This window comes from Candidatus Amarolinea aalborgensis (genome assembly GCF_900491745.1).
Lineage (GTDB): Bacteria > Chloroflexota > Anaerolineae > SSC4 > Amarolineaceae > Amarolinea > Amarolinea aalborgensis.
Map to the genome: position 1 here is coordinate 49,317 of NZ_UETR01000003.1, position 23,367 is coordinate 72,683.

The 23,367-nt window shown below is 61.8% G+C and carries 25 protein-coding genes and 1 tRNA gene; 17 read left to right on the forward strand and 9 right to left on the reverse strand.

The genetic code is table 11. The features are described 5' to 3' along the window. The first annotated feature begins 25 nt into the window (after positions 1 to 25). From ACPQ6D_RS05010 to ACPQ6D_RS05020, 3 genes are all read left to right on the forward strand, one after another. Complete coding sequence (locus tag ACPQ6D_RS05010; protein ID WP_423223205.1) at positions 26 to 424, forward strand: DUF5678 domain-containing protein; 399 nt, start codon at positions 26 to 28, stop codon at positions 422 to 424. Beyond that, the gene (locus ACPQ6D_RS05015; RefSeq protein WP_423223206.1) at positions 421 to 810 is read left to right on the forward strand and encodes a retroviral-like aspartic protease family protein; all 390 of its coding nucleotides are present in this window, start codon (positions 421 to 423) and stop codon (positions 808 to 810) included. The genes ACPQ6D_RS05010 and ACPQ6D_RS05015 overlap by 4 nt, the downstream gene beginning before the upstream one ends. 145 nt (positions 811 to 955) lie before the next feature. Then, the gene (locus ACPQ6D_RS05020; RefSeq protein WP_423223207.1) at positions 956 to 2,404 is read left to right on the forward strand and encodes a hypothetical protein; all 1,449 of its coding nucleotides are present in this window, start codon (positions 956 to 958) and stop codon (positions 2,402 to 2,404) included. 45 nt (positions 2,405 to 2,449) lie between these two features. On the opposite strand, the gene ACPQ6D_RS05025 is transcribed toward ACPQ6D_RS05020, so the two are convergent. Then, positions 2,450 to 2,734, reverse strand: coding sequence for a DUF5647 family protein (locus tag ACPQ6D_RS05025; protein ID WP_423223208.1), 285 nt, complete (start codon positions 2,732 to 2,734; stop codon positions 2,450 to 2,452). Beyond that, positions 2,731 to 3,048 carry a DUF7718 family protein gene (locus ACPQ6D_RS05030; protein ID WP_423223209.1) on the reverse strand — a complete coding sequence of 106 codons (318 nt, stop codon included), beginning with the start codon at positions 3,046 to 3,048 and terminating at the stop codon, positions 2,731 to 2,733. Before ACPQ6D_RS05030 ends, ACPQ6D_RS05025 begins: the two co-directional genes overlap by 4 nt. 131 nt (positions 3,049 to 3,179) lie before the next feature. Here ACPQ6D_RS05030 and ACPQ6D_RS05035 point away from each other — a divergent pair, with 131 nt between their 5' ends. After that, entirely contained in the window at positions 3,180 to 4,445 is a 1,266-nt protein-coding gene (locus ACPQ6D_RS05035; protein ID WP_423223210.1) for a hypothetical protein, read from the forward strand. Here ACPQ6D_RS05035 and ACPQ6D_RS05040 read toward each other — a convergent pair. The 3 genes from ACPQ6D_RS05040 to ACPQ6D_RS05050 form a co-directional block, all read right to left on the reverse strand. Beyond that, the gene (locus ACPQ6D_RS05040; protein ID WP_423223211.1) at positions 4,393 to 4,905 is read right to left on the reverse strand and encodes a type II toxin-antitoxin system PemK/MazF family toxin; all 513 of its coding nucleotides are present in this window, start codon (positions 4,903 to 4,905) and stop codon (positions 4,393 to 4,395) included. The two genes, ACPQ6D_RS05035 and ACPQ6D_RS05040, sit on opposite strands and share 53 nt — an antisense overlap. Continuing rightward, positions 4,886 to 5,140, reverse strand: coding sequence for a hypothetical protein (locus ACPQ6D_RS05045; protein ID WP_423223212.1), 255 nt, complete (start codon positions 5,138 to 5,140; stop codon positions 4,886 to 4,888). Before ACPQ6D_RS05045 ends, ACPQ6D_RS05040 begins: the two co-directional genes overlap by 20 nt. 312 nt (positions 5,141 to 5,452) lie before the next feature. Further along, positions 5,453 to 5,671, reverse strand: coding sequence for a hypothetical protein (locus ACPQ6D_RS05050; protein WP_423223213.1), 219 nt, complete (start codon positions 5,669 to 5,671; stop codon positions 5,453 to 5,455). A gap of 380 nt (positions 5,672 to 6,051) precedes the next feature. Here ACPQ6D_RS05050 and ACPQ6D_RS05055 point away from each other — a divergent pair, with 380 nt between their 5' ends. The 6 genes from ACPQ6D_RS05055 to ACPQ6D_RS05080 all read left to right on the forward strand — a co-directional run bounded on the left by ACPQ6D_RS05055 (position 6,052) and on the right by ACPQ6D_RS05080 (position 11,583). Next, a complete protein-coding gene (locus ACPQ6D_RS05055; protein WP_423223214.1) occupies positions 6,052 to 6,600 on the forward strand; it encodes a VOC family protein in 549 nt (182 codons plus the stop codon). A gap of 25 nt (positions 6,601 to 6,625) precedes the next feature. Further along, positions 6,626 to 8,239 (forward strand): ATP-binding SpoIIE family protein phosphatase, encoded by a 1,614-nt coding sequence (locus ACPQ6D_RS05060; protein WP_423223215.1) that lies wholly within the window; start codon positions 6,626 to 6,628, stop codon positions 8,237 to 8,239. A gap of 2 nt (positions 8,240 to 8,241) precedes the next feature. Next, positions 8,242 to 8,595, forward strand: a complete 354-nt coding sequence (locus ACPQ6D_RS05065) for an STAS domain-containing protein (protein ID WP_423223216.1) — start codon at positions 8,242 to 8,244, stop codon at positions 8,593 to 8,595. A gap of 30 nt (positions 8,596 to 8,625) precedes the next feature. Further along, positions 8,626 to 8,979 carry an STAS domain-containing protein gene (locus ACPQ6D_RS05070; RefSeq protein ID WP_423223217.1) on the forward strand — a complete coding sequence of 118 codons (354 nt, stop codon included), beginning with the start codon at positions 8,626 to 8,628 and terminating at the stop codon, positions 8,977 to 8,979. Between the two features lie 273 nt (positions 8,980 to 9,252). Further along, the gene (locus ACPQ6D_RS05075; protein WP_423223218.1) at positions 9,253 to 10,053 is read left to right on the forward strand and encodes a hypothetical protein; all 801 of its coding nucleotides are present in this window, start codon (positions 9,253 to 9,255) and stop codon (positions 10,051 to 10,053) included. A 15-nt stretch (positions 10,054 to 10,068) separates the two neighbouring features. Beyond that, positions 10,069 to 11,583 carry a phytoene desaturase family protein gene (locus ACPQ6D_RS05080; protein ID WP_423223219.1) on the forward strand — a complete coding sequence of 505 codons (1,515 nt, stop codon included), beginning with the start codon at positions 10,069 to 10,071 and terminating at the stop codon, positions 11,581 to 11,583. A gap of 134 nt (positions 11,584 to 11,717) precedes the next feature. On the opposite strand, the gene ACPQ6D_RS05085 is transcribed toward ACPQ6D_RS05080, so the two are convergent. After that, a tRNA-Val gene (locus ACPQ6D_RS05085) sits at positions 11,718 to 11,791 on the reverse strand. A 303-nt stretch (positions 11,792 to 12,094) separates the two neighbouring features. Here ACPQ6D_RS05085 and ACPQ6D_RS05090 point away from each other — a divergent pair. From ACPQ6D_RS05090 to ACPQ6D_RS05105, 4 genes are all read left to right on the forward strand, one after another. Then, positions 12,095 to 13,312 (forward strand): citrate/2-methylcitrate synthase, encoded by a 1,218-nt coding sequence (locus ACPQ6D_RS05090; protein ID WP_423223220.1) that lies wholly within the window; start codon positions 12,095 to 12,097, stop codon positions 13,310 to 13,312. A gap of 94 nt (positions 13,313 to 13,406) precedes the next feature. Next, complete coding sequence (locus ACPQ6D_RS05095) at positions 13,407 to 13,796, forward strand: ferredoxin (RefSeq protein WP_423223221.1); 390 nt, start codon at positions 13,407 to 13,409, stop codon at positions 13,794 to 13,796. Positions 13,797 to 13,855: 59 nt separating this feature from the next. After that, the gene (locus ACPQ6D_RS05100; RefSeq protein WP_423223222.1) at positions 13,856 to 14,338 is read left to right on the forward strand and encodes an MOSC domain-containing protein; all 483 of its coding nucleotides are present in this window, start codon (positions 13,856 to 13,858) and stop codon (positions 14,336 to 14,338) included. After that, positions 14,338 to 15,330, forward strand: a complete 993-nt coding sequence (locus ACPQ6D_RS05105; protein WP_423223223.1) for an NAD(P)/FAD-dependent oxidoreductase — start codon at positions 14,338 to 14,340, stop codon at positions 15,328 to 15,330. Before ACPQ6D_RS05100 ends, ACPQ6D_RS05105 begins: the two co-directional genes overlap by 1 nt. A 295-nt stretch (positions 15,331 to 15,625) precedes the next feature. Here ACPQ6D_RS05105 and ACPQ6D_RS05110 read toward each other — a convergent pair whose 3' ends face one another. Genes ACPQ6D_RS05110 through ACPQ6D_RS05120 form a run of 3 tightly spaced genes read right to left on the reverse strand, consistent with a single transcriptional unit; the run spans position 15,626 to position 19,860 of the window. After that, on the reverse strand, positions 15,626 to 16,342 hold the full coding sequence (locus ACPQ6D_RS05110; protein WP_423223224.1) for a DUF3307 domain-containing protein: 717 nt from the start codon (positions 16,340 to 16,342) through the stop codon (positions 15,626 to 15,628). A 9-nt stretch (positions 16,343 to 16,351) separates the two neighbouring features. Then, positions 16,352 to 18,202 carry a CoA-binding protein gene (locus tag ACPQ6D_RS05115; RefSeq protein WP_423223225.1) on the reverse strand — a complete coding sequence of 617 codons (1,851 nt, stop codon included), beginning with the start codon at positions 18,200 to 18,202 and terminating at the stop codon, positions 16,352 to 16,354. Continuing rightward, complete coding sequence (locus ACPQ6D_RS05120) at positions 18,199 to 19,860, reverse strand: FAD-dependent oxidoreductase (RefSeq protein ID WP_423223226.1); 1,662 nt, start codon at positions 19,858 to 19,860, stop codon at positions 18,199 to 18,201. The genes ACPQ6D_RS05115 and ACPQ6D_RS05120 overlap by 4 nt, the downstream gene beginning before the upstream one ends. Before the next feature lie 700 nt (positions 19,861 to 20,560). On the opposite strand from ACPQ6D_RS05120, the gene ACPQ6D_RS05125 reads away from it, so the two are divergent. The 3 genes from ACPQ6D_RS05125 to ACPQ6D_RS05135 all read left to right on the forward strand — a co-directional run bounded on the left by ACPQ6D_RS05125 (position 20,561) and on the right by ACPQ6D_RS05135 (position 23,364). Next, positions 20,561 to 21,793 (forward strand): RHS repeat-associated core domain-containing protein, encoded by a 1,233-nt coding sequence (locus ACPQ6D_RS05125; RefSeq protein WP_423223227.1) that lies wholly within the window; start codon positions 20,561 to 20,563, stop codon positions 21,791 to 21,793. Between the two features lie 19 nt (positions 21,794 to 21,812). Then, a complete protein-coding gene (locus ACPQ6D_RS05130) occupies positions 21,813 to 22,037 on the forward strand; it encodes a hypothetical protein (RefSeq protein WP_423223228.1) in 225 nt (74 codons plus the stop codon). Positions 22,038 to 22,194: 157 nt separating this feature from the next. Then, positions 22,195 to 23,364: an RHS repeat-associated core domain-containing protein gene (locus tag ACPQ6D_RS05135; RefSeq protein ID WP_423223229.1), complete on the forward strand. Its 1,170-nt coding sequence runs from the start codon at positions 22,195 to 22,197 to the stop codon at positions 23,362 to 23,364. Positions 23,365 to 23,367 lie beyond the last annotated feature (3 nt).

Here is a 23,367-nt window from a genome sequence, read left to right on the forward strand (position 1 = left end):
CACGCGTCTATAATGATATCTGAGGTTGATCGGATTTGGAAGGGAGGACACCATGACGATGCAGCTTGCCGTGAACGAGTTAACCGTTGCTCAGTTGGAACAGGCCGCGCGCGAAAGGAACACGACACCGCAACGGCTGGCCGAGCAGGCAATTCGTGAGTTTCTGCGCAGCGAGGCGCGCCGAAGTATGCAACGCGAGATGAATGCGTTCTTCCATCTGCACGCGCGACTGCTAGACGATTATTCTGGCCAATATGTGGCGATCCACCAGGGCAAGTTGGTTGATCACGACTCCGATCAGCTTGCGCTTTATCAACGGGTCGAGCGGCGCTATCGCAACACCCCTGTGTTGATCAAACAGGTGCTGGCCAATCCCGAAGAAGAGTATACGTTTCGTTCGCCTACGTTGGAAGGCGCGCCATGAGAGTGCTGACCTATCCGTACAGCAACGCGTACACACCGTCCATGCCTGTGGTTGATCTCGGTGTGAGCCGGCCTGGCGAGCGGCAACCAGCCCAGGTGATCCCAGCCGTCGTCGACTCCGGCGCGGATGGAACATTGATTCCCATAGACGTGTTGGAGGCCGTGAGCGCAGGATACGTGGGGGAGGCTTTCATCCGGGGGATCTCCGGAAGAAGGCGGGGAGTGAGCATGTACCTGGCGACATTGCACATTGGTTCTCACGTGCTCAACGCGGTGCGGGTTGTGGCAGTTCATGAAGGCAGCGAGGCTATTCTCGGGCGGAATGTCCTGCAGTTCCTGGTGGTGACGCTTAACGGCCCAGCGGCGGCGACCGAGATTGTCGCCTAGCGAACCGCACGCGGTATCTGCACAAGTCACAACGCCGGTCACGATGAGAGCGATGGCCGGCTTTTTTGCGTACAATGCTATCGTAACGCTTTTCGTAACGTTTCTTGGACGGTCAGGTGGTATCCTGTAGCCCAGGAGATAATGCATGATTGCAACAACTTTGACGTCACGGTCGGCAGCGCGGCCCGGCGCGGGGGTGACGCCCCAACCGAAAGCGACCCCGCGGCCGGCCGGTGAGCTGCCGATGGTGCTAGACACACGTGCTGGGCTGGATCTTTCAGAACATCGGCACATGACTGAACTGCCCTCGTCGCCTCAGACAAGTAACCTACTGCCGGGCAGCAAGCGCCACGGGCGCTTGCTGCCCGCTGCCCGTGCCTTGCTGGCCTTCGCCCTCGTGAGCCTTCTCGCGCTGTGGCTCGTCAGCCTGCCAGAGTATTTCACGCGCATCACGACGCTGACGGTGGAAAGCTACTCGCAGGCGGGTGAAGTCATCACGAGCAACGAGCTGGTGCAGGTGCAAGCTGAGGCGCGCGGGCTATCGTTGGCTGCCTATGCCCTTTATGAAATTGCCCTGAGCGTGCTCCTGATGGCTCCGTTCTGGCTAGTAGCCGGCCTCATTCTCTGGAGGGCGCAGGGCGAGTGGTTCGGCTGGTACACAGCGTTGGTCCTGGCCGGGTTGGGCGCTGTCAATGTAGAGAAAGTCTTTTACGTCGCACAGCCGCCCGGCCTGGTTTTTATGCTGATTGATCTGTTGGGTTGGGTTGTGTGGTCCGCCATGTTCATCTGGTTTTTCCTGTTCCCGGGCGGTGGAGCGATCCCCCGCTGGGCATGGCGGTTGGTAGTCGTCGCGCAAGCGATCTTCCTTGCGCTGTCAGTGCGAGGGTTTCTGGTTGCGTGGGGCGTGTTGGCGCCCGATCCCGCCAACCTGCAATTCGTCCTGGGGATGCCAATCGTGCTTGCCACCCTTGTGCTCGTCCTCTACGCTCAGGTTTATCGCTATCGACGCGTGTATTCGGCCGTGGAGAAGCAGCAGGTGAAGTGGTTCGTTTTCGGAATGGCGATCCTCTTGATCGAGGTTGTTATCTTCGCGGTTGCGCCGCCTGACGATGTTAGTTTATTTGTTCAGGATCTTTTCGGAATGGTGCTCTTAGTGATCCCAATATCGATCGGCATCGCGATCCTGCGCTACCGCCTGTGGGACATTGATGTCATCATCCGCAAGACGCTGGTCTACACTGTGGTGACGGCCCTGCTGGCGTTGATCTATTTCGGGGGCGTGATCCTGTTGCAGCGGCTGGTCGGCTCGCTGACCGGCGTGGCGCAATCCCCGCTGGCCGTCGTGGTCTCGACGCTGGCCATCGCCGCGCTCTTCACGCCGCTGCGTCGGCGCATCCAGGATGTCATTGACCGGCGCTTCTATCGCAGGAAGTACGATGCGCAGCGGGTGCTGGCGCAGTTCGCCCTCACCGCACGTGACGAGACCGACCTGGATGCGCTCACGGGCGAGCTGGCGCGCATCGTGCAGGAGACGCTGCAGCCGGAAGGGGTGAGCGTATGGTTGCGAAAAACAGAAAGCCCGAAGGGCGGTTGAAGCCATTCGGGCTGGAATGTGGCAAACGATGATCAGACCGCACAATCAGGCCAACTGTGGAACGGAGCGGATGTCTGCTTCCCACTGAATCTGCTGCACGAGGCGTACGCGTTTCTTCATTTCGACGTAGACGCGCCGGCTACCGTCGGGCAGCGGCGTAGCCTCTGCCAAAGCCAGATTGGCTTGGTTGAATACCGGATCGTTTGCATCCAGGAAGACTAGCATGGCCTTCTCTGGAATGCTGTCGAGGATCTGGGGATGATCAAAAATGTAGTGGTTGAACTGTTCACTCAACTCAAAGAGCTTGTCAGCCATTGTTTGAGCGTTCATTCTGCCCTCCATTGCCAGTACCTTTGCATGTAGAAGCGATAGTTCGTTCGGAGATCCCGCAGAGCGAAGTTGAAGCCATCTTCGTTGTCGGCAAACGCCATCGGTGGCGTCTTGATTTGAGAGCCATCAGGTTTGAGATCATCTCGATGCACAAATTGATGCGCATTGTCATAGCGCACGATCGGAGTCCAGTCTTGATCAATCAGCATTTCCAATTGCACGACAAAACGCAAAATGCGGCCCCGATCCTTCAGATACCGCACACGCAGGGTTGCACTGTCGGGCAAGGGGATGAAAAACTCGCGCTCGTCCATGGCGCCAAGATTATACTACGACGACAGGCAACCGCCAAGAAGAGCATTCTCGCCCCTGGGACACCCGCGCTGCGGTCGGCGCATGTGAGCGTGTGGTTGAATCACGCGGGCGATGGGAAAGGGCGAAGAGCATGACGAATCTCCGTCGGCTCGCGCGTGGGCTATGGGTCGCTATTTTTGTGTTGCAGATTGCCGTGTTTGCAGCGGGCGTTTCCGTTTCGTTTCCGGGCCTGCATCAAGTCTGCACCGACACCGCGCAAGCATGCCAGTCGCGCCTGCAACTGACACCGTCCGGCGTGGACGGACTGCACGCGATGGGGTGGTCAATCACCGGTTATGCCTGGTATACCACGCTCACCCGCAGCGCCCTGAAGCTGATTGGCGTCATCGTGGGCCTGTTGATCTTTCTGCGTAGACCGAACGATCGCATGGCGTGGGTGGCGTCTATCTATCTAATCATCGGCCTGGACAATTCAGTGATGGATGCATTGGCGGCGGTGATGCCTGCCTGGTGGCTTTCGACGCGGATCATCGAACTTCTCGGCATCGTCGCCTTCGCGCTCTTTTTCTACTTGTTCCCGGACGGCGGCTTCGTTCCCCGCTGGACGCGTTGGCTGGCGCTCGTTTGGACGCTCGTGTTCGCTGGCGTCTACTTTTTCCCTGCCACCGTGCTTGATATCAATCGGTATGTGATCGTCCTTGTGCCTTTCGCTGCCGTATTCTTTGGCAGTTTTGTCGCCGCGCAAGTATATCGCTATCGGCGCGTATCAACTGCGGTTGAACGGGTGCAGACCAAGTGGGTGGTGCTGGCGATTGGGGCAGGCATCGCAGGGTTCGCGATGGCGCTATCCATCGTTCTCACTCGCCACGATAACGCCTTGACCATGACCCCCTATTTCTTCTTGACGGATTGGGGGTTCAACGCCCTCGGGTATCTGTTGCCAATTGCGGTGGGCGTGGCGATCTTGCGCTATCGTCTGTTCGACATTGATGTCATCATCCGCAAGACGCTGGTGTACAGCGCGCTGACCGCGCTGCTGGCGCTGGTCTACTTTGGTAGCATTATATTTTTGCAGCGACTCTTCGGCTCGCTGACGGGTGTCGAGCAATCCCCGCTGGCCGTCGTGGTCTCGACGCTGGCGATCGCCGCGCTCTTCACGCCGCTGCGCCGCCGCATCCAGGGCATCATTGACCGGCGCTTCTTCCGCAAGAAGTACGATGCGCAGCGGGTGCTGGCCCAGTTCGCCATCACCGCGCGCGACGAGACCGACCTGGATGCGCTCACGGGCGAGCTGGCTCGCATCGTGCAGGAGACGCTGCAGCCGGAAGGGGTGAGTGTGTGGCTCAGGGCGCCTGCTGTGGCGAGAGGAGAGAGCGCCAATGGGCAAGATCAATAGTTTGATCGTCGCGGCTGGCCAGGCGCAAGCCCGCGTGGATTGATTTTTCGCCTAACGCTTGCACCAGCGCTCCGGGCAAGGATGACAGCGTAACGTGGTCTAGCAGGAAGCGAACAGCACCCTCATCGCTCAAGAGGAAAGACACCAGTCTATCCTCGACCTTTTCCCAATCCTGATAGCTCACCCGTCCCACTGAACGCCGAATCAGTGTTTGCTCGATGGTCAGCAACCGTCCGCGCACCAGCGATGGATAGCGAAGTCCTGCCGCCGCCCAATCCGCCAAGACATGATCGTACGGTCCCATGTTGCCTATCTGCGAGGTGATTCCGGCAGCAACCACGTCTGGTCGGGCCAGATTGTAGGAATCGCTACTCACGATCAACGCAGGTCGCACCTTGCCGCCCGTCAGATCGCTGTACTCATAGGGCACGGCAATGATGTCACCACGACGATGTGGCATCGTGGACCTCGTCTGCTATCCAGTCATCAGGCATGGCCTCCCAGTCCCCTTGCATGGAGGCTACCGACAGCCAGTAATCTTGGCGCAGCGCACCATCATCTCGTTCGAACAACAGCGCCAGCGCCTGTTCCACAACCGCAGCGTCGGTGACGCCGTGTGCCTGCGCCAATTGGCGTAACTGGCGCGCCGTACTTCGTGTTAAAGCTAGTGATAACTCTACCTGAGCCATTGTCATGACAACGACCTCTCCTTTGTCAGAGCCGCCCTGGAGTTGGCTGAGTGCATCGGCACGTTACCTGTGATGATCGGATTATAGCATAATTGCCCAGGGCATGGAAACGCCGAAAATTCGGCAAAGCGGTCGGCGGATGCGGGAACTGGACGCAAGTTTACGTTCAACAGCTTCGTAACGCTATTCGTAACGTTTCTTGGACGGTCGGGTGGTATCCTGTAGCCAGGAGATACCAGGCAAAGCCTGGCTGGGAAATGGAAGCAGCGGCCAAGTCGCTGTAAGAAGGCTTCCAACACTTGCGCATTGACCAATGGCTCACCCATGATGTCTCTGCTCCAGGTTGAGCTGCTGCAAAAAGAGGTTCATCGTTGATTCGTAAACGCTTAGCCAATCGAGGCCGGTCTTGTCGGTGTAAAGTCTGGCCAGGCCGCGCAGTCCCGCCTCGCCAAAGCGTTCGTCGGGACCTGGCAGATCATAATGCGCTCGTCCGAAGTAGTCAGGCAGCAGCCGAAAGTCGCCGAGGTAGATACGCAAGGTGCTCAGCCAGAGTCGTTGAAGATAGACCGCAGCTGGTAACTATTCAGGCATCCTGCGCCGACTGCAGCCGCCGAATGAATTCGGGCCGCAAGGGCGTGCCGCCGCCAGGTCGGCCGGAGCCGACCGGCGCCGCGTCCACTCAGGTGGACGCCTGGCGGAACGCCCATCAGGCGCGATTTCAATCGCTCGCTCGCCATGGCGCGCCGCCTGAATAGTTACGATTCGCCATGCATGAAAGTGGCGAGCTGCAGGAAACAAAAGTCCGTGTTTCGTAACGCTTGCCGTAACGATCTCAGGACGATCATCGGGTATACTGATGGCGTCATCAGGAAAAAAGTCTCTTGCTCGAATGAATATCAAAAAGGAGAGGTAGAAATATGAACCAACCTGCAAACGCGCAATCCCCCTGGCGAGGCGCGCACCATCTCTCGCTCGTCACGCGCGATTTGGACGCGACTGTACGTTTTTATCACGGATTGTTGGGGATGCCGCTCTTTGGGGCGATGGGGCCGAGGGAGAACCATGGTTGCCACTACCTCTTCAAGGCTGGTCATTTCATCATGCATTTCTTCGCGCAGCCGGACGCTGAAATTCCCACGCCGCCCGCCGGTTGGGAAAAACACGGTGTCGCCTTCCTTCCAGGCACGTACCAGCATGTGGCCTTAGAACTGGCAGATGAAATGGCCTTGCTGGATCTTCACACACGCCTCTCCGCCGCAGGCGCGACCGTTACGGATGTGACAAGCGAGGGGCCAATCCGGTTGTTCTATTTTACGGACAATAATGGCATCCTTATCGAGGCAAACTGGACGCCATTCGATACGTTTGCGATGCCAATAGATTACGGGAATCCCGCGCTATTCAGTGATCCCGACCCGGTGCCGGCGGTGCAGGAACTCCTGCGTCACGGTCGTCTCAGCGGGTAAAATACGAAGGGAATCCGGAGCGATTATGCGCAACCCATTTCGCAAGCAACCTCAGGTGGCAGCGGCCCAGCCTGTGCCCGTCGTCGAGGCGCCGGCCAGCCCGATCCCGGCGGCCGCACAAATCCTGCCGCTAGATTTCGCGCCCAACGACCCGCTCAGCCCTTACTTGCTGAGCGCCAGGGGCGCGGTGGACCTGGAGCGGGTCAAACTGGACTCGCCCGCGCTGCGTGCGCTGCGCGAGGCGGGGGTCAGGCTGATCGCGCCGCTGACCGGCCAGGGCGAGCTGATCGGCCTGCTCAACCTGGGGCCGCGACGCAGTGAACAGGAGTACACGGCCGACGACCGCCAGCTCCTCTCCGATCTGGCGACCCAGGCCGCGCCCGCCGTGCGCGTGGCTCAACTCGTGCGCCAGCAGCAGATCGAGACCCGCGCGCGTGAACGACTGGAACAGGAATTGCGCGTCGCGCGCGTCGTCCAGGAGACTCTGCTGCCGAAGGAGCTGCCCGAGCTGGCGGGCTGGCAGGTCGGAGCCTACTGGCAGCCGGCCCAGGCGGTCAGCGGCGATTTCTATGACTTCATCGCCCTGCCCGACGGCAACCTGGGCATCGTCGAGGCCGACGTGACCGGCAAGGGCGTGCCTGCGGCGCTCGTCATGGCGGCCGCACGCGGCATTCTGCGCGTCGCGGCTGAACAGGATCCCACGTTACCGGGCAAGGTCCTGGCGCACGTCAACGACTTGCTCTTCCCCGACATCCCACCCAGCATGTTCGTGACGTGCCTCTACGGCGTGCTGAATCCGACGACCGGGCGCTTCGTGTTCGCCAACGCCGGCCACAACCTGCCCACCCAACGCGCCGCGGATACAGTCCTTGAGCTGCGCGCGACGGGCATGCCGCTGGGGCTGATGCCGGACATGACCTATGACGAGCACGAGGCAATGTTGGCGCCCGGCGAGATGATTCTCATCTACTCCGATGGCCTGGTCGAGGCGCACAACCCGCAGGGCGAGATGTTCGGATTCCCGCGGCTGCGCACCCTGGCTGGCAGCGCCGGCAGCGGCGCCGATCTTATCGAGCACCTGTGCGGCGCCCTGGCCGACTTCACCGGTCCTGGCTGGGAGCAGGAGGACGATGTGACGTTCGTGACGCTGGAGCGCGTACATCCTCCCAGGACTCCCGAACTTGTTCGGGAGAGTGGGGTCAGGGGTGAGATGCTTGCCGACTTCACCGTTGCCAGCGCCGCCGACAATGAACGCGAGGCGATGGAACGGGTGGCGACCGCCGTCTCGGGGCTCGATCTGCCCGCGGATCGGCTGGAGCGGCTCAAGACCGCCGTGGGGGAGGCGACGATGAACGCCATGGAGCACGGCAACCGCTACGATCCCAACCTGCCGGTCGCCATCCAGGTGCAAACCAGCGCCGACGAGCTGATCGTCAGCATCACCGATCACGGCGGCGGCCAGCCGATCCCGCAGGCCGCCGCACCCGACCTGGAGGCCAAGCTGGCGGGGCTGCAATCTCCGCGCGGCTGGGGTCTCTTCCTGATCCGCAGCATGGTGGATGACATGCGTGTGACCGCCGACGATGGCGTCCATCACACCGTCGAGTTGGTGATGAAACTAGAAGAATCAAGGAGATAGTTATGCCAGTCCAACCGTTTGCCGCCAGCGTGCGCCACCAGCCGCCGAGCACCGGCATCATTGACCTGCGCGGCGAGATCAACGCCGCCGCCGAAGCAAGGCTGAGCGCGGCCTATACCGAAGCCGAGGGCCGCAACCCGCCCACCATCGTGTTGAACTTTGGCGATGTCAGCTACATCAACAGCACGGGCATCGCGCTGATTGTCGGCCTGCTGGCCCGCGCGCGCAAGGCCAAACGCCGCCTGCTCGTCTTCGGCCTCAGTCCGCACTACCAGGAGATCTTCCAGATCACCCGCCTGGCCGACTTCATGACCGTCTTCCAGGACGAGACCAGCGCGTTGGCCGGCAGCAAATAGACGTATCACGTATCACGCAAGGAGACAACCATGGCATCCGCCAAACTCACGATTACCACGCGCACGAGCAGCGCCAAAACGAGCATTCTGGACATTCGGGGCGAGGTCACTGGCACAGCCGAGCGCATCCTGATGGATGCGTACCACAAGGCCACGGAGGATGGCGCCCAGGCGATCATCCTGAACTTCAGCGGGCTGGAGTACATGAACAGCTCTGGCATCGGCCTGCTGGTGACAATGCTGATTCGCACGCAGCGCCACAAGCAGCGCCTGCTCGCCTATGGGCTGAGCGACCACTATCGGCAGATCTTCGACCTGACGCAGTTGGACAAGGCCATCGGCATCCACGTCTCGGAAGCCGCGGCGCTGGCCGCAGCCGGGTGATGATGGCCGATGGCAGCGAAGGTTATTGAAGGTTATTGGTAACTATTCAGGCATCCTGCGCGGACTGCAGCCGCCGAATGAATTCGGGCCGCAAGGGCGTGCCGCCGCCAGGTCGGCCGGAGCCGACCGGCGCCGCGTCCACTCAGGTGGACGCCTGGCGGAACGCCCATCAGGCGCGATTTCAATCGCTCGCTTGCCACGGCGCGCCGCCTGAATAGTTACGGTTATTGAAAGTTATTGATAGCGAATTGAAAATCAAGAATGGAGTAAACCATGTCTGAACTTGTTGACACACCCACTGTGCAAGAACCGGGCCGCGACGCGACCTACTGGGCCAAGCCGGTGGACGGGCTTCGGGTCGGCGACATTTCGCCGGAAGCCACCAACCTGAACGTCGAGGGCAAGCAGCTCTCCGGCCCCCTCGCGGGGTTCGGTCAGATGTGGCAGAAGACCTATCGCGTCCGCCTCCGCGGCGCAGACGTCACGCCGGAGCAGGTCATCAAGCTCTGGAAAGAGAACTTCGCCACGTTCTGGCCCGCAGGCAACCGTTACTTTGGCGGCGTGGGGATGGAGCCTGGCCAGGTGGCCGTGCTCAATCTCGCCGGCCCCGGCGGGATGAACGCGCCCGGCGGCGGACCGCTCATCTCCACCGGCATCATGGTCATTTACGCCGACGACGAGTCCTTCTCGTTCATGACGCCGCAGGGCCACATGTTCGCGGGCATGATCACCTTCAGCGCTGACCAGGAAATGAATCCCGTCAGCGGAGCTGAGCAGGCGGAGATGACTACCTGCGTCCAGGTGCAGGCGCTGGTGCGGGCCAGCGACCCCATCTACGAGATCGGGTTTCGCCTGGGGCTGCTGAAACAAGAGGACATCTTCTGGAAGCAAACGCTTACCGCGCTGGCCGGCTTCTTCGGTGTGCAAGGCGAGGAGCCTGATCTGAAGATCGTGCTCGTGGATCCAAAGGTGCAGTGGGCGCAGGCAAAGAATGTGTGGCACAATTCGGCCGTGCGCACCGGGCTTTACATTATGGCTGCGCCGGTGCGTTGGCTCCGCCGTCAGATGAATTAGCCGCTGGGACGCTTCATGGCTGCAAAACAATCCTATGACGCCGTCATCATCGGCTCCGGCCCCAACGGCCTGGCGGCCGCCATCACCCTGGCGACCGCTGGCCGCCGCGTCCTGGTGATCGAAGGCAGCGAGACGATCGGGGGGGGCACGCGCTCCGCGGCGCTGACCCTGCCAGGCTTCGTGCACGACGTCTGTTCCGCAATCCATCCGCTGGGCGTGGCTTCACCGTTTTTCCGCGATCTACCGTTGGCAAAACATGGCCTGGCGTGGGTTTTCCCACCCGCGGCCATTGCGCATCCGCTGGATGACGGTACGGCCGTCCTGGTCGAACGCTCGGTCGAGGCCACCGCCGCGCAGCTCGGCCCCGACGCCGCGGCTTACCGACGGCTGATGGGGCCGCTGGCCGCGGACTGGCGCAACGTGCTCGCGGAAATGCTCGGCCCGCTGCGCTTTCCGCGGCATCCGCTCAGCCTGCTGCGCTTTGGTCCGCCGGCCTTGTTGCCCGCAGCCAGTCTGGCGCGACTGTTGTTCCGCGGCGAGCGCGCCCGCGCCGTATTCGCAGGCATGGCTGCGCATGCGATCATGCCGCTCGAATGGCCGGCGACCGCCGCGTTCGGTCTCGTTCTGGGCATGCTGGCGCACGCGGTCGGTTGGCCCATGGCCCGCGGCGGCTCGCAGCGGATCGCCGACAGTCTGGCCGCGCACCTGCGCAGCCTGGGCGGCGAGATCGTCACCGGGCAGTGGGTCGGCCGGATGGACGATCTGCCGCCTGCAACCGCCGCCCTCTTCGATGTCACGCCGCGCCAACTGGAGAGCATCGCCGGCGATCGTCTGCCCCCGTCCTACCGGCGCAAGCTCCGCGGCTACCGCTACGGTCCCGGCGTTTTCAAAGTGGACTACGCGCTCGACGGGCCGGCGCCGTGGCGGGCGGCCGAATGCCTGCGGGCCGGCACCGTCCACCTGGGCGGCACGCTGGATGAGATCGCCGCGTCCGAACGCGCCATCTGGCGGGGAGACCATGCCGAGCGCCCCTATGTCCTCTTTGTGCAGCAGACACCCTTCGACCCGACGCGCGCCCCCGCGGGCAAGCACACGGCCTGGGCCTACTGCCACGTGCCGCATGGCTCAACCGTGGACATGACCGGCGCCATCGAGGCGCAGATCGAGCGCTTTGCGCCCGGCTTCCGCGACCGTATTCTCGCCCGCAGCACGCGCACCGCCGCCGAGATGGCCGCGTACAACCCCAACTACATCGGCGGCGACATCAACGGCGGCGTGCAGGATTTGCGCCAGCTTTTCACCCGACCGGTCGCCAGCCTGAGCCCCTACACGCCCCCGGACTTCGGCGAGGCTTCGATGAGCGGCTCGACTGAGCGCTCACGCCGAAGGCTCGCCGAAGTCTCAGCCGGATCGCTCAGTCGAGCCGCCAGCGGCATCTTCCTCTGCTCCTCTTCCACCCCACCTGGCGGCGGCGTGCACGGCATGTGCGGGTATTGGGCCGCGCAGGCGGCGCTGCGCAGGGGACTGTAGACGCCGACCATTGCGCCGCCCAGGTCGTTTGTCCCAGCGGAAACGACTCCCCCGATGCCCACCGTATACGGTGCAAGCCCTGGCGACGCTAAAACGCACACAGCCTGCGGATGTCAATCCGCAGGCTGTGACTGTGGGCGGGTAGGGGCTCGAACCCTAGACCTCACGGATGTGAACCGTGCGCTCTGACCGACTGAGCTACTCGCCCGTAACGGCCGGCAGTATACCATCAATCCACGCGCGGGGCAAATTTTGTGCTTGTGACCGCCCGGCGGTTGCGGCGGTCATAAGAGGTAGCTTACGCTTTTCGAGCGCAACGCAAAAGAATGAATTGACAGCGCCGTAGCTGACAGGTATAATTGGGCCACTTGCGCCCCCACAACTGCAGCTTGATTCCGTGACCATCAAGCGGCGGCTGTGCTTTGTAACGCTCGTGCCCAAGCATTAACTCACTGCCTGTGTAACTCAACCCGACTGGGCTGAATACTCATCATGTGAAAGGAGCGACTCTATGCCGGATAAAGATGCTGCGGTTATTGCAGCCGTCGCCAAAGGCCTCGAAGGGGTCATCGCCGCGGCGACCTCCATTAGTTCCATTGACGGAACCGCCGGCCGCCTGACCTACCGCGGTATTCCCATCGAGGAATTGGCTGCCAACTCGTTCTATGAGGAAGTGGCCTATTTCCTGTGGAACGGCCAGCTGCCCACGCAGGTCCAGTTGGACCAGTTCATGGCCAACTTGGTCTCCATGCGCACGCTTCCCGACAACATCGTGGCGGCTCTCAAACTCTTCCCTGCAAATTCCTCTGGCATGGATATGCTGCGCACGGTGATCTCGCTCCTCTCCGTGAGCGATCCAGATGAGGAGAACAACTCGCAGGAATCGAACCGGCGCAAGGCGCTGCGCCTGATGGCGCTGTTCCCTTCTATTATTGCCGGTTTCCACCGTGTGCGCAACGGGTTGGAAATCGTCCCGCCTGATCCGGTCCTGGGCCACGCCGCGAATTTCCTCTACATGCTGACCGGCGAGAAGCCTGATCCAGTCAAGGTCAAAGGCATTGACCTGTACCTGGTTCTGCTGGCCGACCATGGCTTGAACGCCTCCACCTTCACGGCCCGCGTGATTGCCGGCACCGAAGCAGACATGTACGCAGCCGTCACCGGCGCGCTGGGCGCGCTCAAGGGGCCGCTGCATGGCGGCGCCAACCAAGGGGTGATGGACATGCTCGACGAAGTCGGCAGCCTCGATCATGTGGACGCCTGGTTCGACGCCACCATGGCGGGCCAACGCCGCATCATGGGCATTGGTCACCGTGTCTACAAGACCGAAGATCCGCGCGCACGCGTCCTGCGCCGCGTCTCCGACGAGATGGGCTACGCGGTAGGGAAGCATGACCTGCACGAGATGGCGCTGCGCATCGAGCAGCGCGCCTTGTCGCACCCCCATTTCGTGGAGCGCAAACTGGCGCCCAATGTGGACTACTACTCCGCCACTGTCCTGTATTACGCCGGGATTCCTTTGGACCTCTTTACGACCATCTTTGCCATGAGTCGTATCGTGGGCTGGACTGCGCACCTGATCGAACAATACGCGGATAATCGCCTGATCCGCCCGCGCGCACAGTACATCGGCCCTGATTACCAGCCGTACATCCCAGTCGCGGAGCGAACGGTGGAGAAGTTGGCCGAAGTGGCTCAGTCTCTTCACATGAGCATGAGCCAGTCATAGTCCGCGACCTTGACATTCACGGCCGGGTCGCGTATCCAGTCCCGCTGGCAGGCCAGCGGGACTTTAGTTTTTCGCCGAGGCTTGAAGATAGATCATGAGTTTCGTGTCTAAGTTGTTCGGGAAAAAGAATGCCCAGCCCCCAGCCGCAACCGCAGCGCCGGCCGCCGCGCCGGCTGCCGGTCTGCCTGGCAGCGTTGTTTCGCCGAGTGGCAAAACGCCGTCCTTACGCATCGAGATTGACCGGCGCTGCTGTACGGCCATGGGCGACTGTATGCGCACAGCGCCAGGCGTTTTCGAAATTGATGAGCACGGCATTGCGATTGTCGTGGACGCGGCGGCGGCCGACCGTGAACGCCTGGTTCTGGCTGCGGAAAACTGCCCCACGCAGGCCATTCGCCTGTATGAGCTGCAGGATAAACGCGTCTACCCCGATTGGATGGACACGGTTGGCAGCGCCGGCGGCGGCGGGGCGGCCTTGGGATGATCGGCAGAACCCCCCGTTTGTCCATAAGCTCCCGCAATTGAAGGTCAAGGTGCAAAAGCTTGACAGCTGCGATTAGCCATATCAATGTGTCACTCGGCGGCGTTCCCAAGCTGCCTCAAGCGGCCGTGCGGGTCACGCGCCAGGGCCTGGAGGGCGACCGTCAACGCGACCTGGTTCACCACGGCGGCCCGGACCGCGCGGTTTGCCTTTTCTCGCTCGACCTGATCGAGGCGCTGCAAGGCGAGGGCCATGCCATCTTCCCTGGCGCAGCCGGCGAGAATATCACCGTGGCCGGGCTGGATTGGGCAGCGCTGCGCCGCGGGCAGCGCCTGCGCCTGGGCGCAGAGGTTGTCATCGAACTGACCGATTTTGCCAGCCCATGCAGCAATCTGACTCGCTATTTTGTGGACGGCGCCGTGCAGCGGATTTCGGCCCGCGTCCATCCTGGCTGGAGCCGCTTCTATGCACGCGTGCTGGTAGAAGGCGCGCTGCAGGTAGCCGACCCAGTGCAGCTGCTGGAGTCGCTTGATAGGAGAGAGTAATGGATTACGATGTCTTAGTCGTTGGCGCCGGCATGACCGGCTTGATGGCCGCGCTGCGCCTGCATGCGTTGGGTCAACGCGTGCGCCTTGTGGACAAGGGGCGCAGCGTGGGCGGACGCATGGCCACGCGACGCGTCGGGCCAGGCTTTGCCGATTTTGGCGCGCAGTTCATCACCGCGCATGACGCCGGCTTTGCTGACTTGCTGGCGCGCTGGGAGGAGGCGGGTCTGATCCATCCCTGGGCCGCCGGCTTCGCCCAGGGCAGCCTGCGCCCCAGCCCGGATGTGGTGTTCTATCCACGCTATGTCGCGCGTGACGGTATGACGTCCCTGGCAGAGCATTTGGCGCATGGGCTGGACGTGCAGACACAGGTCACGGTCAAGGCGGTGCGCCAGGTGCAGGGCGGTTGGCAGGTGGAAGACGCAGCCGGCGGTTTGACGCTCGCCCGCCGCGTGCTGTTGACTCCGCCCGTGCCGCAGAGCCTGGCCCTGCTGGCGGCTGGCCACGTGGAATTGAGCGCAGCCGATCAGGCTGCCCTCGCCTCCATCACGTATGACCCATGCCTGGTCGGTCTTTTTTGGCTGCAAGGCGAGATCTTCCTGCCGCCGCCTGGCGCGCTCATGCGCAGCCATCACGATCTTTTCTGGATTGCGGACAACCAGGAGAAGGGCATCTCGCCCGACGCGACGCTGATCACCGTGCAGACAAGCCCAGCCTTTGCGCGTCGACTGTGGGAGGCCGACGACGCGGATATCCTGGCTGAGATTCATACCAGCCTGCAGGAATTCCTGGCTCCCCAGAGCGTTGTGGTCGAAGCCTACCTCAAACGGTGGCGGTTTGCCACCGTGGCCTCGGTCTACCCGCGCCCCTATCTGCTCCCGTCGGGTTTGCCTGGCCTCGCTCTAGCCGGTGACGCGTTCGGCGTTCGCAGCGGCCTGGAAGGCGCGGTCTTTTCGGGCCAACAGGCAGCCGAGGCGCTCGCAGCCGCCTGACCTGAAAATAGGCCACGGATGAACACGGATCGCCACGGATTGCCTGTTTTCATCCACGGTTGTGCCACCGGGGCATGGGCAACTGACCTGAAAACTACTCAATGGCTTACACAAAGCCACCAAGACACCAAGAAGCTCAGTGCCTTGGTGGCTTGGTGTGAGGGCTGACTTAACCGGAAAACAGGCCGCGGATGAACACGGATCGCCACGGATTGCCTGTTTTTGTTCCTGGTCGTGCGTTGATATGTGGACGCCCGGCGGTGCGCCCATTCGGCGCGACGTCATTTGCTCTTGCTTAGCTGCCGGACATGAGCGCCTGGGCCGTGACGCCGCACGCGATGCCCAATGCCACCAGGGTGTCGGTGACGGCGGCGCGGCGACGAAATGTTCCTGCCAGGTACGGCAGCGCCGTCAGGGCAAGACTAACCTGGGCGGGCGGGGTCTCGAAGGAGAAACTGCCGGCCAAAACGCGCGCGGGGCCAAACGCCAGCGCGGCCAGGGCCAGGAAGATCGTCAGCAGCAGCCCACGCGCCGCCATGCGCGCCGCGCCATAGCGGTTGATCTCTTGCACGTAGGCCTCATCCTGGTGCGCGAAGATGCGCTCGCTGATGAACCAGACGTAGGTTGCCAACAGATAGCCGCACAGGATGACAGCCAGGTTGGGCGATAGAAACGGGACGGCGCCCGGAGAGCGCTGCGCGATCGAAGCGCAAGCCAGCCACAAGACGAGCATGTGCAGGGCCTGGTCGGCCAGGTAGCTGCGCACCACCCAGCGTGGACGCCAGCGCATGACGGCGTTCTTGCCTGCGTCCACGACGAAGTGCGCGGCCGCAATGACCGCCACCTGGGGCCAGACCTGGGCCAGGGTCGGGCTGACAAGGATGCCCATGACGACGATGTGAATGGCGACATGGGCGGACAAGCCCCGCAGCGTGCGCTTGGCGCGCAAGATCCACGGCAATTGCAAGGGATAATCTGCGATGAAATGCGCTAAGAGCAAGATCCAGAACATCGCTCGAATTCACTTCCCCCCGCCCAACAGGCGTTGATGCGTGCGGCGCATGCAAGTGTCCATCACGACCTGCAGACCGGCTTGGCGTGCGCGGTCGGCCGCTTGCTCGTGAATAATCCCCTCTTGCATCCAGACGACAGCCGCCTTGATCTGGATGGCCTGCTCCACGATGGCCGGCGCCTCTTCGCTGCGACGAAAGATCAGCACGGTGTCCACCGGTTCGGGAACGGACATCAAGTCAGGATAGGCTTTGGCGCCCAGCACTTCCATCAGCGTCGGATTGACCGGGATGATCCGATAGCCGTGGGCTTGCAGATAGGCTGGCACCGTCGTCGCTGGGCGCTCCGGTTTGTTCGAAATACCAACGACGGCAATGGTGCGCGATTCTTCGAGGATATGCCGTAATTCAGCATCCGTTGGCCGCTGACTTGGCCCCAGGGGGATCGGCGCCGACATCGCTGTGTCGGCGCGCACCGGAAGCAGCACCTGGAAACAGGTCTTGCCCGGCTGTGAGAAGGCCTTGATGTCGCCGCGGTGTTTGTGCACGACGATGTTGTAAGAGATGTCGAGCCCCAGACCGGTTCCCTTCCCAGGCGCTTTGGTCGTGAAGAAAGGATCGAAGATGCGCGGCAGCACGGCGGCCGGAATCCCCGGGCCATTGTCCTGCACCTCCACGACCACAAAACCGTCTTCGAGTCGCGTACGAATGATGATCTCGCCCTGACCGTCGGTCTTGCCATCCAACGCGTCCGCGGCGTTGTCCAGCAGATTCGTCCAGACCTGGTTCAATTCGCTGCCGTAAGCCTCGATGCGCGGCAGGTCAGACGCATACTCCCGCTTCAACTGGATGCCCTTGAGCTTGTGGCGCAGGATGAGCAGGGTGTGATCTAGCCCCTCGTGCACGTTGACCGCCTGCGTCGGCGCCTGATCCAAGTAGACATAAGACTTGAACGATTTGACGATGTCTGTGATGCGCGCAGCGCCCTGCGTCAGTTCGGCCAACAAGCTGTGCACGGCATAGATGGCGCTCAACCAACGCACAACAGGCGCCAGCGCATCGCTGGCGAACGTCGTCGTAAGGTCCGCCAGAAACGCTTCATCCGCCTGAACCTCAACCAGGGCGGGGGCCAACTCCCAGGCGTCGGGCACGTCGCGGCGCTCAAGCCACTGCTCCAGCGTTGCTTCGCGGTCGCTGCGGGTCAGCGCATCGAGCGGCAGCGGTTCGGCGGCCTGCTGCTGCACCTGCGCGGCCAACGCCTCCAGGCGCGCCATCTGCGCCGGCGGCAAGCCCAGTGCGTGCAGCGCGGCCTGCGCGGTCAGCAGCGCGGGCAGCGCGTCGCGCAGTTGGTCCGCGCCTCGATGGACCGCGGCGGCCGGGTTGTTCAACTCGTGCGCAATGCCCGCAGACAGCGTGCCGAGCTGCGCCATCTTCTCACTCTGCCGCAGCATGGTCTCCGTGGCGCGCCAGCGCGCCAGCACGGTTTCGAACATGGCCCGCGCCGCGGATGGGCTGGTCCGCAGCAGGCGTCCCAGTTGATCCTGGCGAATGGTGATCAAAGTGGCCGCGGTGCGGGCGCGCGCGGTCGCGGTGCGCGGCGAATCTTGCAGCAGAGACAGCTCGCCAATCACCTCGCCGGGCTGGCGTACGGCCAACAGTATCTGGCGGCCGGCTGTCGCTTTGAAGATCTCGATTTCGCCCTCGCGGATGATGTAGGCGCGGTCGCCGGCGTCCCCTTCGGCGAAAAGCGACTGCCCCGCCTCCAACGTGACCTCGTCAGCCATCTGGCACAGGCGCTCCAGGTCGTCGTCGGGCAGGTCGGCAAACAAGGGAATTTTGCGCAGGAAGGTGTAGGTGCTCATACCGCTTTCAGATACTGATGCACCAGGCTGACGGCGATGGCGCCCTCGCCGACGGCCGAGGCCACACGGCGGACCGCGCCCTGGCGCACATCACCGGCGGCGAAGATGCCAGGCACGCTGGTCTCCAGCAAGAACGGGTCACGCTTGAGGCGCCAGCCGGGCGGCCGCTTGCCATCGAGCAGCCAATCTTGTCCGGTCAATATGAAGCCGGCGCTGTTGCGTTCCACCACGCCCGCCACCAGGCTGCTGTGCGGCGCTGCGCCAATGAATAGAAAGAGCGCGGCCGCGGGCAGCGTTTGCACCTGGCCGGTCTGGCTGTGGCGCAGCGTCAACGCTTCCAGGCGCGCCGCGCCCAGGGTTTCGATCACGTCGGTGTGCGTAAGAACTTCGATATTCGGTGTCGCGGCAATCTGGTTGACCAGGTACTGTGACATGCTGGTCGCCAGCGAAGCAGCACGGACCACCATGCTGACCTGGCTGGCGTAGCGTGAGAAGAAGAGCGCGCCCTGGCCGGCCGAGTTGGCGCCGCCCACGACAAAAACGTGCTGCTGGCGGTAATTGGCGGCTTCGGTCAGCGCGGCGCCGTAGTAGATGCCCGCGCCTGTCAATCGCTCCACGCCAGGCGCGGCCAGGCGTTTGACCGTGACACCGGTGGCAATCAGTACAGCCCGGCAGCCGATCTCCGTGCCGTCGGCCAGGCGCACGTAGCGGTAGGGATCTTCGACGCGCACGGCCACGGCCTCTTGCGCGGTCAGAATCTCAGCGCCGAGGCGGCGCGCCTGCACAGTGGCGCGCTGCGCCAGTTCCGCGCCGCTGAGGCCTTTGGGAAAGCCGAGGTAGTTTTCGATGAGCGAGCTGGTGCCGGCCTGACCCCCGGTCGCGTGCTTGTCGAGCAGCAGGGTGCGCAGGCCTTCGGACGCGCCATAGACCGCGGCGCCCAGGCCGGCCGGACCGGCGCCCACGATCACAAAATCATAGAACGGCTGCGTGGCCTGCGTCTGCAAGCCGGCCCTGGCGGCCAACGTGCGCAGGTCTGGCTCGATCAACACGCTGCCATCGGCCAGGAAGACGACGGGCAGGCGGACGGGGCCGGGCGCAGCGCTCTCCACGAGCTGGCGCGCCGCGGCGTCGGTCTCGATATCTAGCCACTGGTAGGGAACCCGGTTGCGCGCCAGGAAATCCTTGACATCATGGCACGCCGGCGACCACAGCGTGCCCGCGACGCGAATCCCATCGAAGGGCACGGGCACGGTCTGCCACCAATCGTCCAGCAGGCCATCGAGCACCGGGTAGAGGTGCTGATCGGGCGGATCCCACGGCTTCATCAAATAGTAATCCAGCCCAATGCGGTTGATGCTGGCAATGGCGGCTTCGGTGTCGGCATAGGCGGTGAGCAGCACCTTGCGCGCCTCGGGGTAGAAGATGATGGCCTGCTGCAGAAACTCGGTGCCGCTCATTTCGGGCATGCGCTGGTCAACCAGCAGCAGCGCCACGGGATCGTTGCGCTGTTTGAACTGGCGCACGGCGTCCAGCGCCTCCGCGCCCGAAGCGGCCTTCACGATGCGATAATCGCCGCGATAATGCCGCCGCAGATCGCGCTCAATGGCGTTGCGGACTTGCAGTTCGTCGTCTACCGTAATGATGATTGGCTTGGCCATGTAATTGATATTACCATCACTGGCGCACATCGGCAAATGTTGAGGCATTAGCAGCGACGTTGTCGCGCCCGAAAAGGGTGCATTTCAAATTGGGGGCGTAGCCCCAGAGGGGCTTGCACCTCGTAGCCGGATGGCCTTTGGCCTCCGGCGGGGTTGCACCGGATGGCGTGCGCGCAACCAACGCCGCCCGATCGTGAACGGATCGGGCTACGAGGTGAAAGGCCCTATCGGGCCTGACCGTCCGGGAGGGGCTCGCATCTCATAGCGGGCGCATTTCAGTTTCGCGGTGCAGCCCACGCAGGTTAGGCTTGGCAGTGGTTGCAGCGATCGTTCGACTGAGCTCACGACGAAGCCTCAATCGCCCAACATGCCCCCAGTTTGAAATGCACCCGCCTGAAAACTGAAAATCGCCTCTTGACAAACAGACGCGGTGGTGTTATAAACAGGCCAACGATCGTCCCGTCTCCCGGCTTTACGACCCAACAGGCAGTTTGCACAGCCCGCGCAAGTCCTCTCTGGCCTGAGACATCCTTTTGGCAGTCAGGAAATGTCCCTGACCCCGCGTCGTTCCGTTCGCTGCATGAAAGGAGTCTGTTGTCATGACCCGTTGGCCTTCCTCATCGTTCCATCGCTCTTCAGGGCGCCTTCCTATCCCGCGACCGACGGCGCGCCCGCGGCTGGTCGTTCATCTGCTGGTTGTTTGCAGCCTGCTGACCTCAGCGGCTCGACTGAGACTTCGGCGAGCGGCTCGACTGAGATTTCGGCGAGCTCAGTCGAGCCGCTCGCCGAAGTCGGCGCGGCGACGGCCAGCTTCGCCTATGACGCCGACGGCAATCGCATCAAGAGCGTGCTGAACGGCGAGACGATCACCTACGTCGGCAGCTTGTACGAGAAGAAGGTGGTCGGCAGCGCGACGACGCACACGAAATACTACACCTTCGGCGGCCGGCGCATCGCGGTGCGTGTGGCGGGGATACTCTCTTGGCTGCTGAGCGATCACCTGGGCAGCACCACAGTCACCGCGGACGGCGTCAGCGGGGTGCGCACCGCGGAACTGTGGTACAAACCCTGGGGCGAGTCACGCGGCACGCCCTTCGGCGCGACGCCGACGACGTACCGGTTCACGGGTCAACGCGAGGATGCGAGCATCGGTCTGTACTTCTACAACGCGAGATACTACGATCCGACGTTGGGACGGTTCATCAGTGCGGATACGATCGTGCCGCAGCCGGGGAATCCAGCGGCACCGAACCGGTACGCCTACACGGCGAATAATCCGGTCAAGTACAATGATCCTACTGGGCACCGTTTTGAGTGCGGCGTGCAAGGCGGGGAATGTAGTAACGATACCTACTATACCGGCTTCAGCGTCCTTGATCGCCGCCCCTGGGTGCAGGCTTACCTGGCTGATCAAATGGATGGCCGCCACTTCGGAGAAATCATCCTTGCCGGTATCCTTGGCAATGCTATTGGCAATTTTGTCGGACAAGCGGTCGGTGACTTGTTTTGCATTGGCGCTCCACAAGTTCAAGTGGGCGCTGGACAGTCGAGTTTTAGGGCTAGTGATGCCGTTGGCGATCCTGGTTTCGGCCCTACTGCTTTACCTTCAACCGCGCGATTACTACCGAGTAATGAGGTTAGGCAGTGGTACAGCGATCAGGCAGGAAAGATCGACACAAGCGGGCCTCCCACTCGCGAGCTGGCGGAACAAGTGCATGCACAGCGAAATGCACTTAAGGTACAAGCTCGGTCTATGATGGTGGATCAAGCAGCAGCATCGCAACTTGACAAAGACTTCCCAATCCGAGACTTTACGTACTATGTGAATAAGTACAGCGCACAAGGCTACACAGGTACGGAGTTATGGAAACGTATTATTCAGGGAAGCGTAACACCCAATCAAGCTGTCAATGACAGATTCGGCATTAAATAATGATTACTGGAGGTTCATAATGGATGTTATCTCCGCCTTATTCGAAGAACGAATTGTCTGGCATTCGGTGGAACCAGAAGGAGAAGGGCCGGAATACTACGCTTACATAGACGGCGCCAAATGCGAGATCCGCATGAATGATTTCCCAGACGAGTCACTGTTTACCCTTAGGTTCCAGGGGCAATCGCTCAATATCGATAATCGCCCTTCAACATGGGTGTTTCCATTTGATCAAGACCATTGAACCGGAGAAATAGTCAAAGCATGTGTGTACCCAGAATTGATCAGTATCAATAGGCCTGAGACAACTCGCTGACAAGGTCATCGTGCAAATTTACACCACTCGCTATCGGTAACAACGCTACACCCTGACCTACGACGCCGAGAACCGGCTGACGGCGATGTCCGGGGGCGTCACGGCGAGTTACGTGTATGATGGCGATGGCAACCGGGTCAAGGAGACCATCGCTGGCGTCACGCGCGTCTTCATCGGCAACTATTACGAAGTAGACAACGGCGTCGTCAAGAAGTATTATGACGCCGGTTCGGTGCTCGTGGCGGAGAACAGCGGCGGCGCGCTCTACTACCTGCTGACCGATCATCTCGGCTCCACGGCGCTGACCCTGGACAGCGCGGGGAATCGGCTGAACACCAACACCGAGATCAGGTACTATCCCTACGGCGCGCCGCGTTACACGGCCGGCGCGACGCCGACGACCTTCAACTTCACGGGTCAGCGGCGGGACAGCGGATCGGGGTTGCTGTATTATGGGGCACGCTGGTATGATCCAGTCATCGGGCGGTTCATCCAGGCGGATACGATCGTGCCGCAGCCGGGCAATCCGCAGAGCTTGAATCGGTACAGCTATGTCGGAAACCAACCGCTCAGGTTCACAGATCCCAGCGGCCACGCAGCGATCTGTGGAACGAGCGCAGATGGGGGTTGTGGCGACACAGACGTCCTCCACACCATTGAAATGCAACTGCTGCGAGGAAGACTGGACCCGATCGGCGCCAAGCAAGCGTACTATCAGTATTACCGGACGCATCCAGGAGAAAGCGTCGGTGCCTATCAGCCAATCAAATCAACCGAAGAATTCAACGGAATCATCTCGACCGGATATGCGCAAGCTCAAGCGGAGTTAGGCGTAGCGAACCTCGGTGGGTTAGCATTGGGTGCAGCGACCACCAATGGCGTAATCTTCGAGGCGATGTCTGGTTATGGCGGGAATGCAGCTCACGGGATTGGAGTCTTGGCGGCCAGTGGGGTGCTTGGAAGCAGTACAATACTAAAGCGTGCCTTCAGGAGCGAACAGGATCGATTCTTAAGAAAGAGCGAAACCGGGTTATCGGTTCACATTGGTGCGACCGATGAACAGATCTCAACACACCTGCAGGGTGACATATTGACAGTGACGCACAGTGAGGTTCGTGACCTGGGAATGGCAGTCGTCAAGACAGATGGAACGATCCCAGAATTGGTTCCATACCACCACGAGATTGTGCAAGGTCCAGGACAGACATGGAACCAGTTCAAGAACGCTCTCAAGGGTTTATTGTGGAGGAAATAGTCA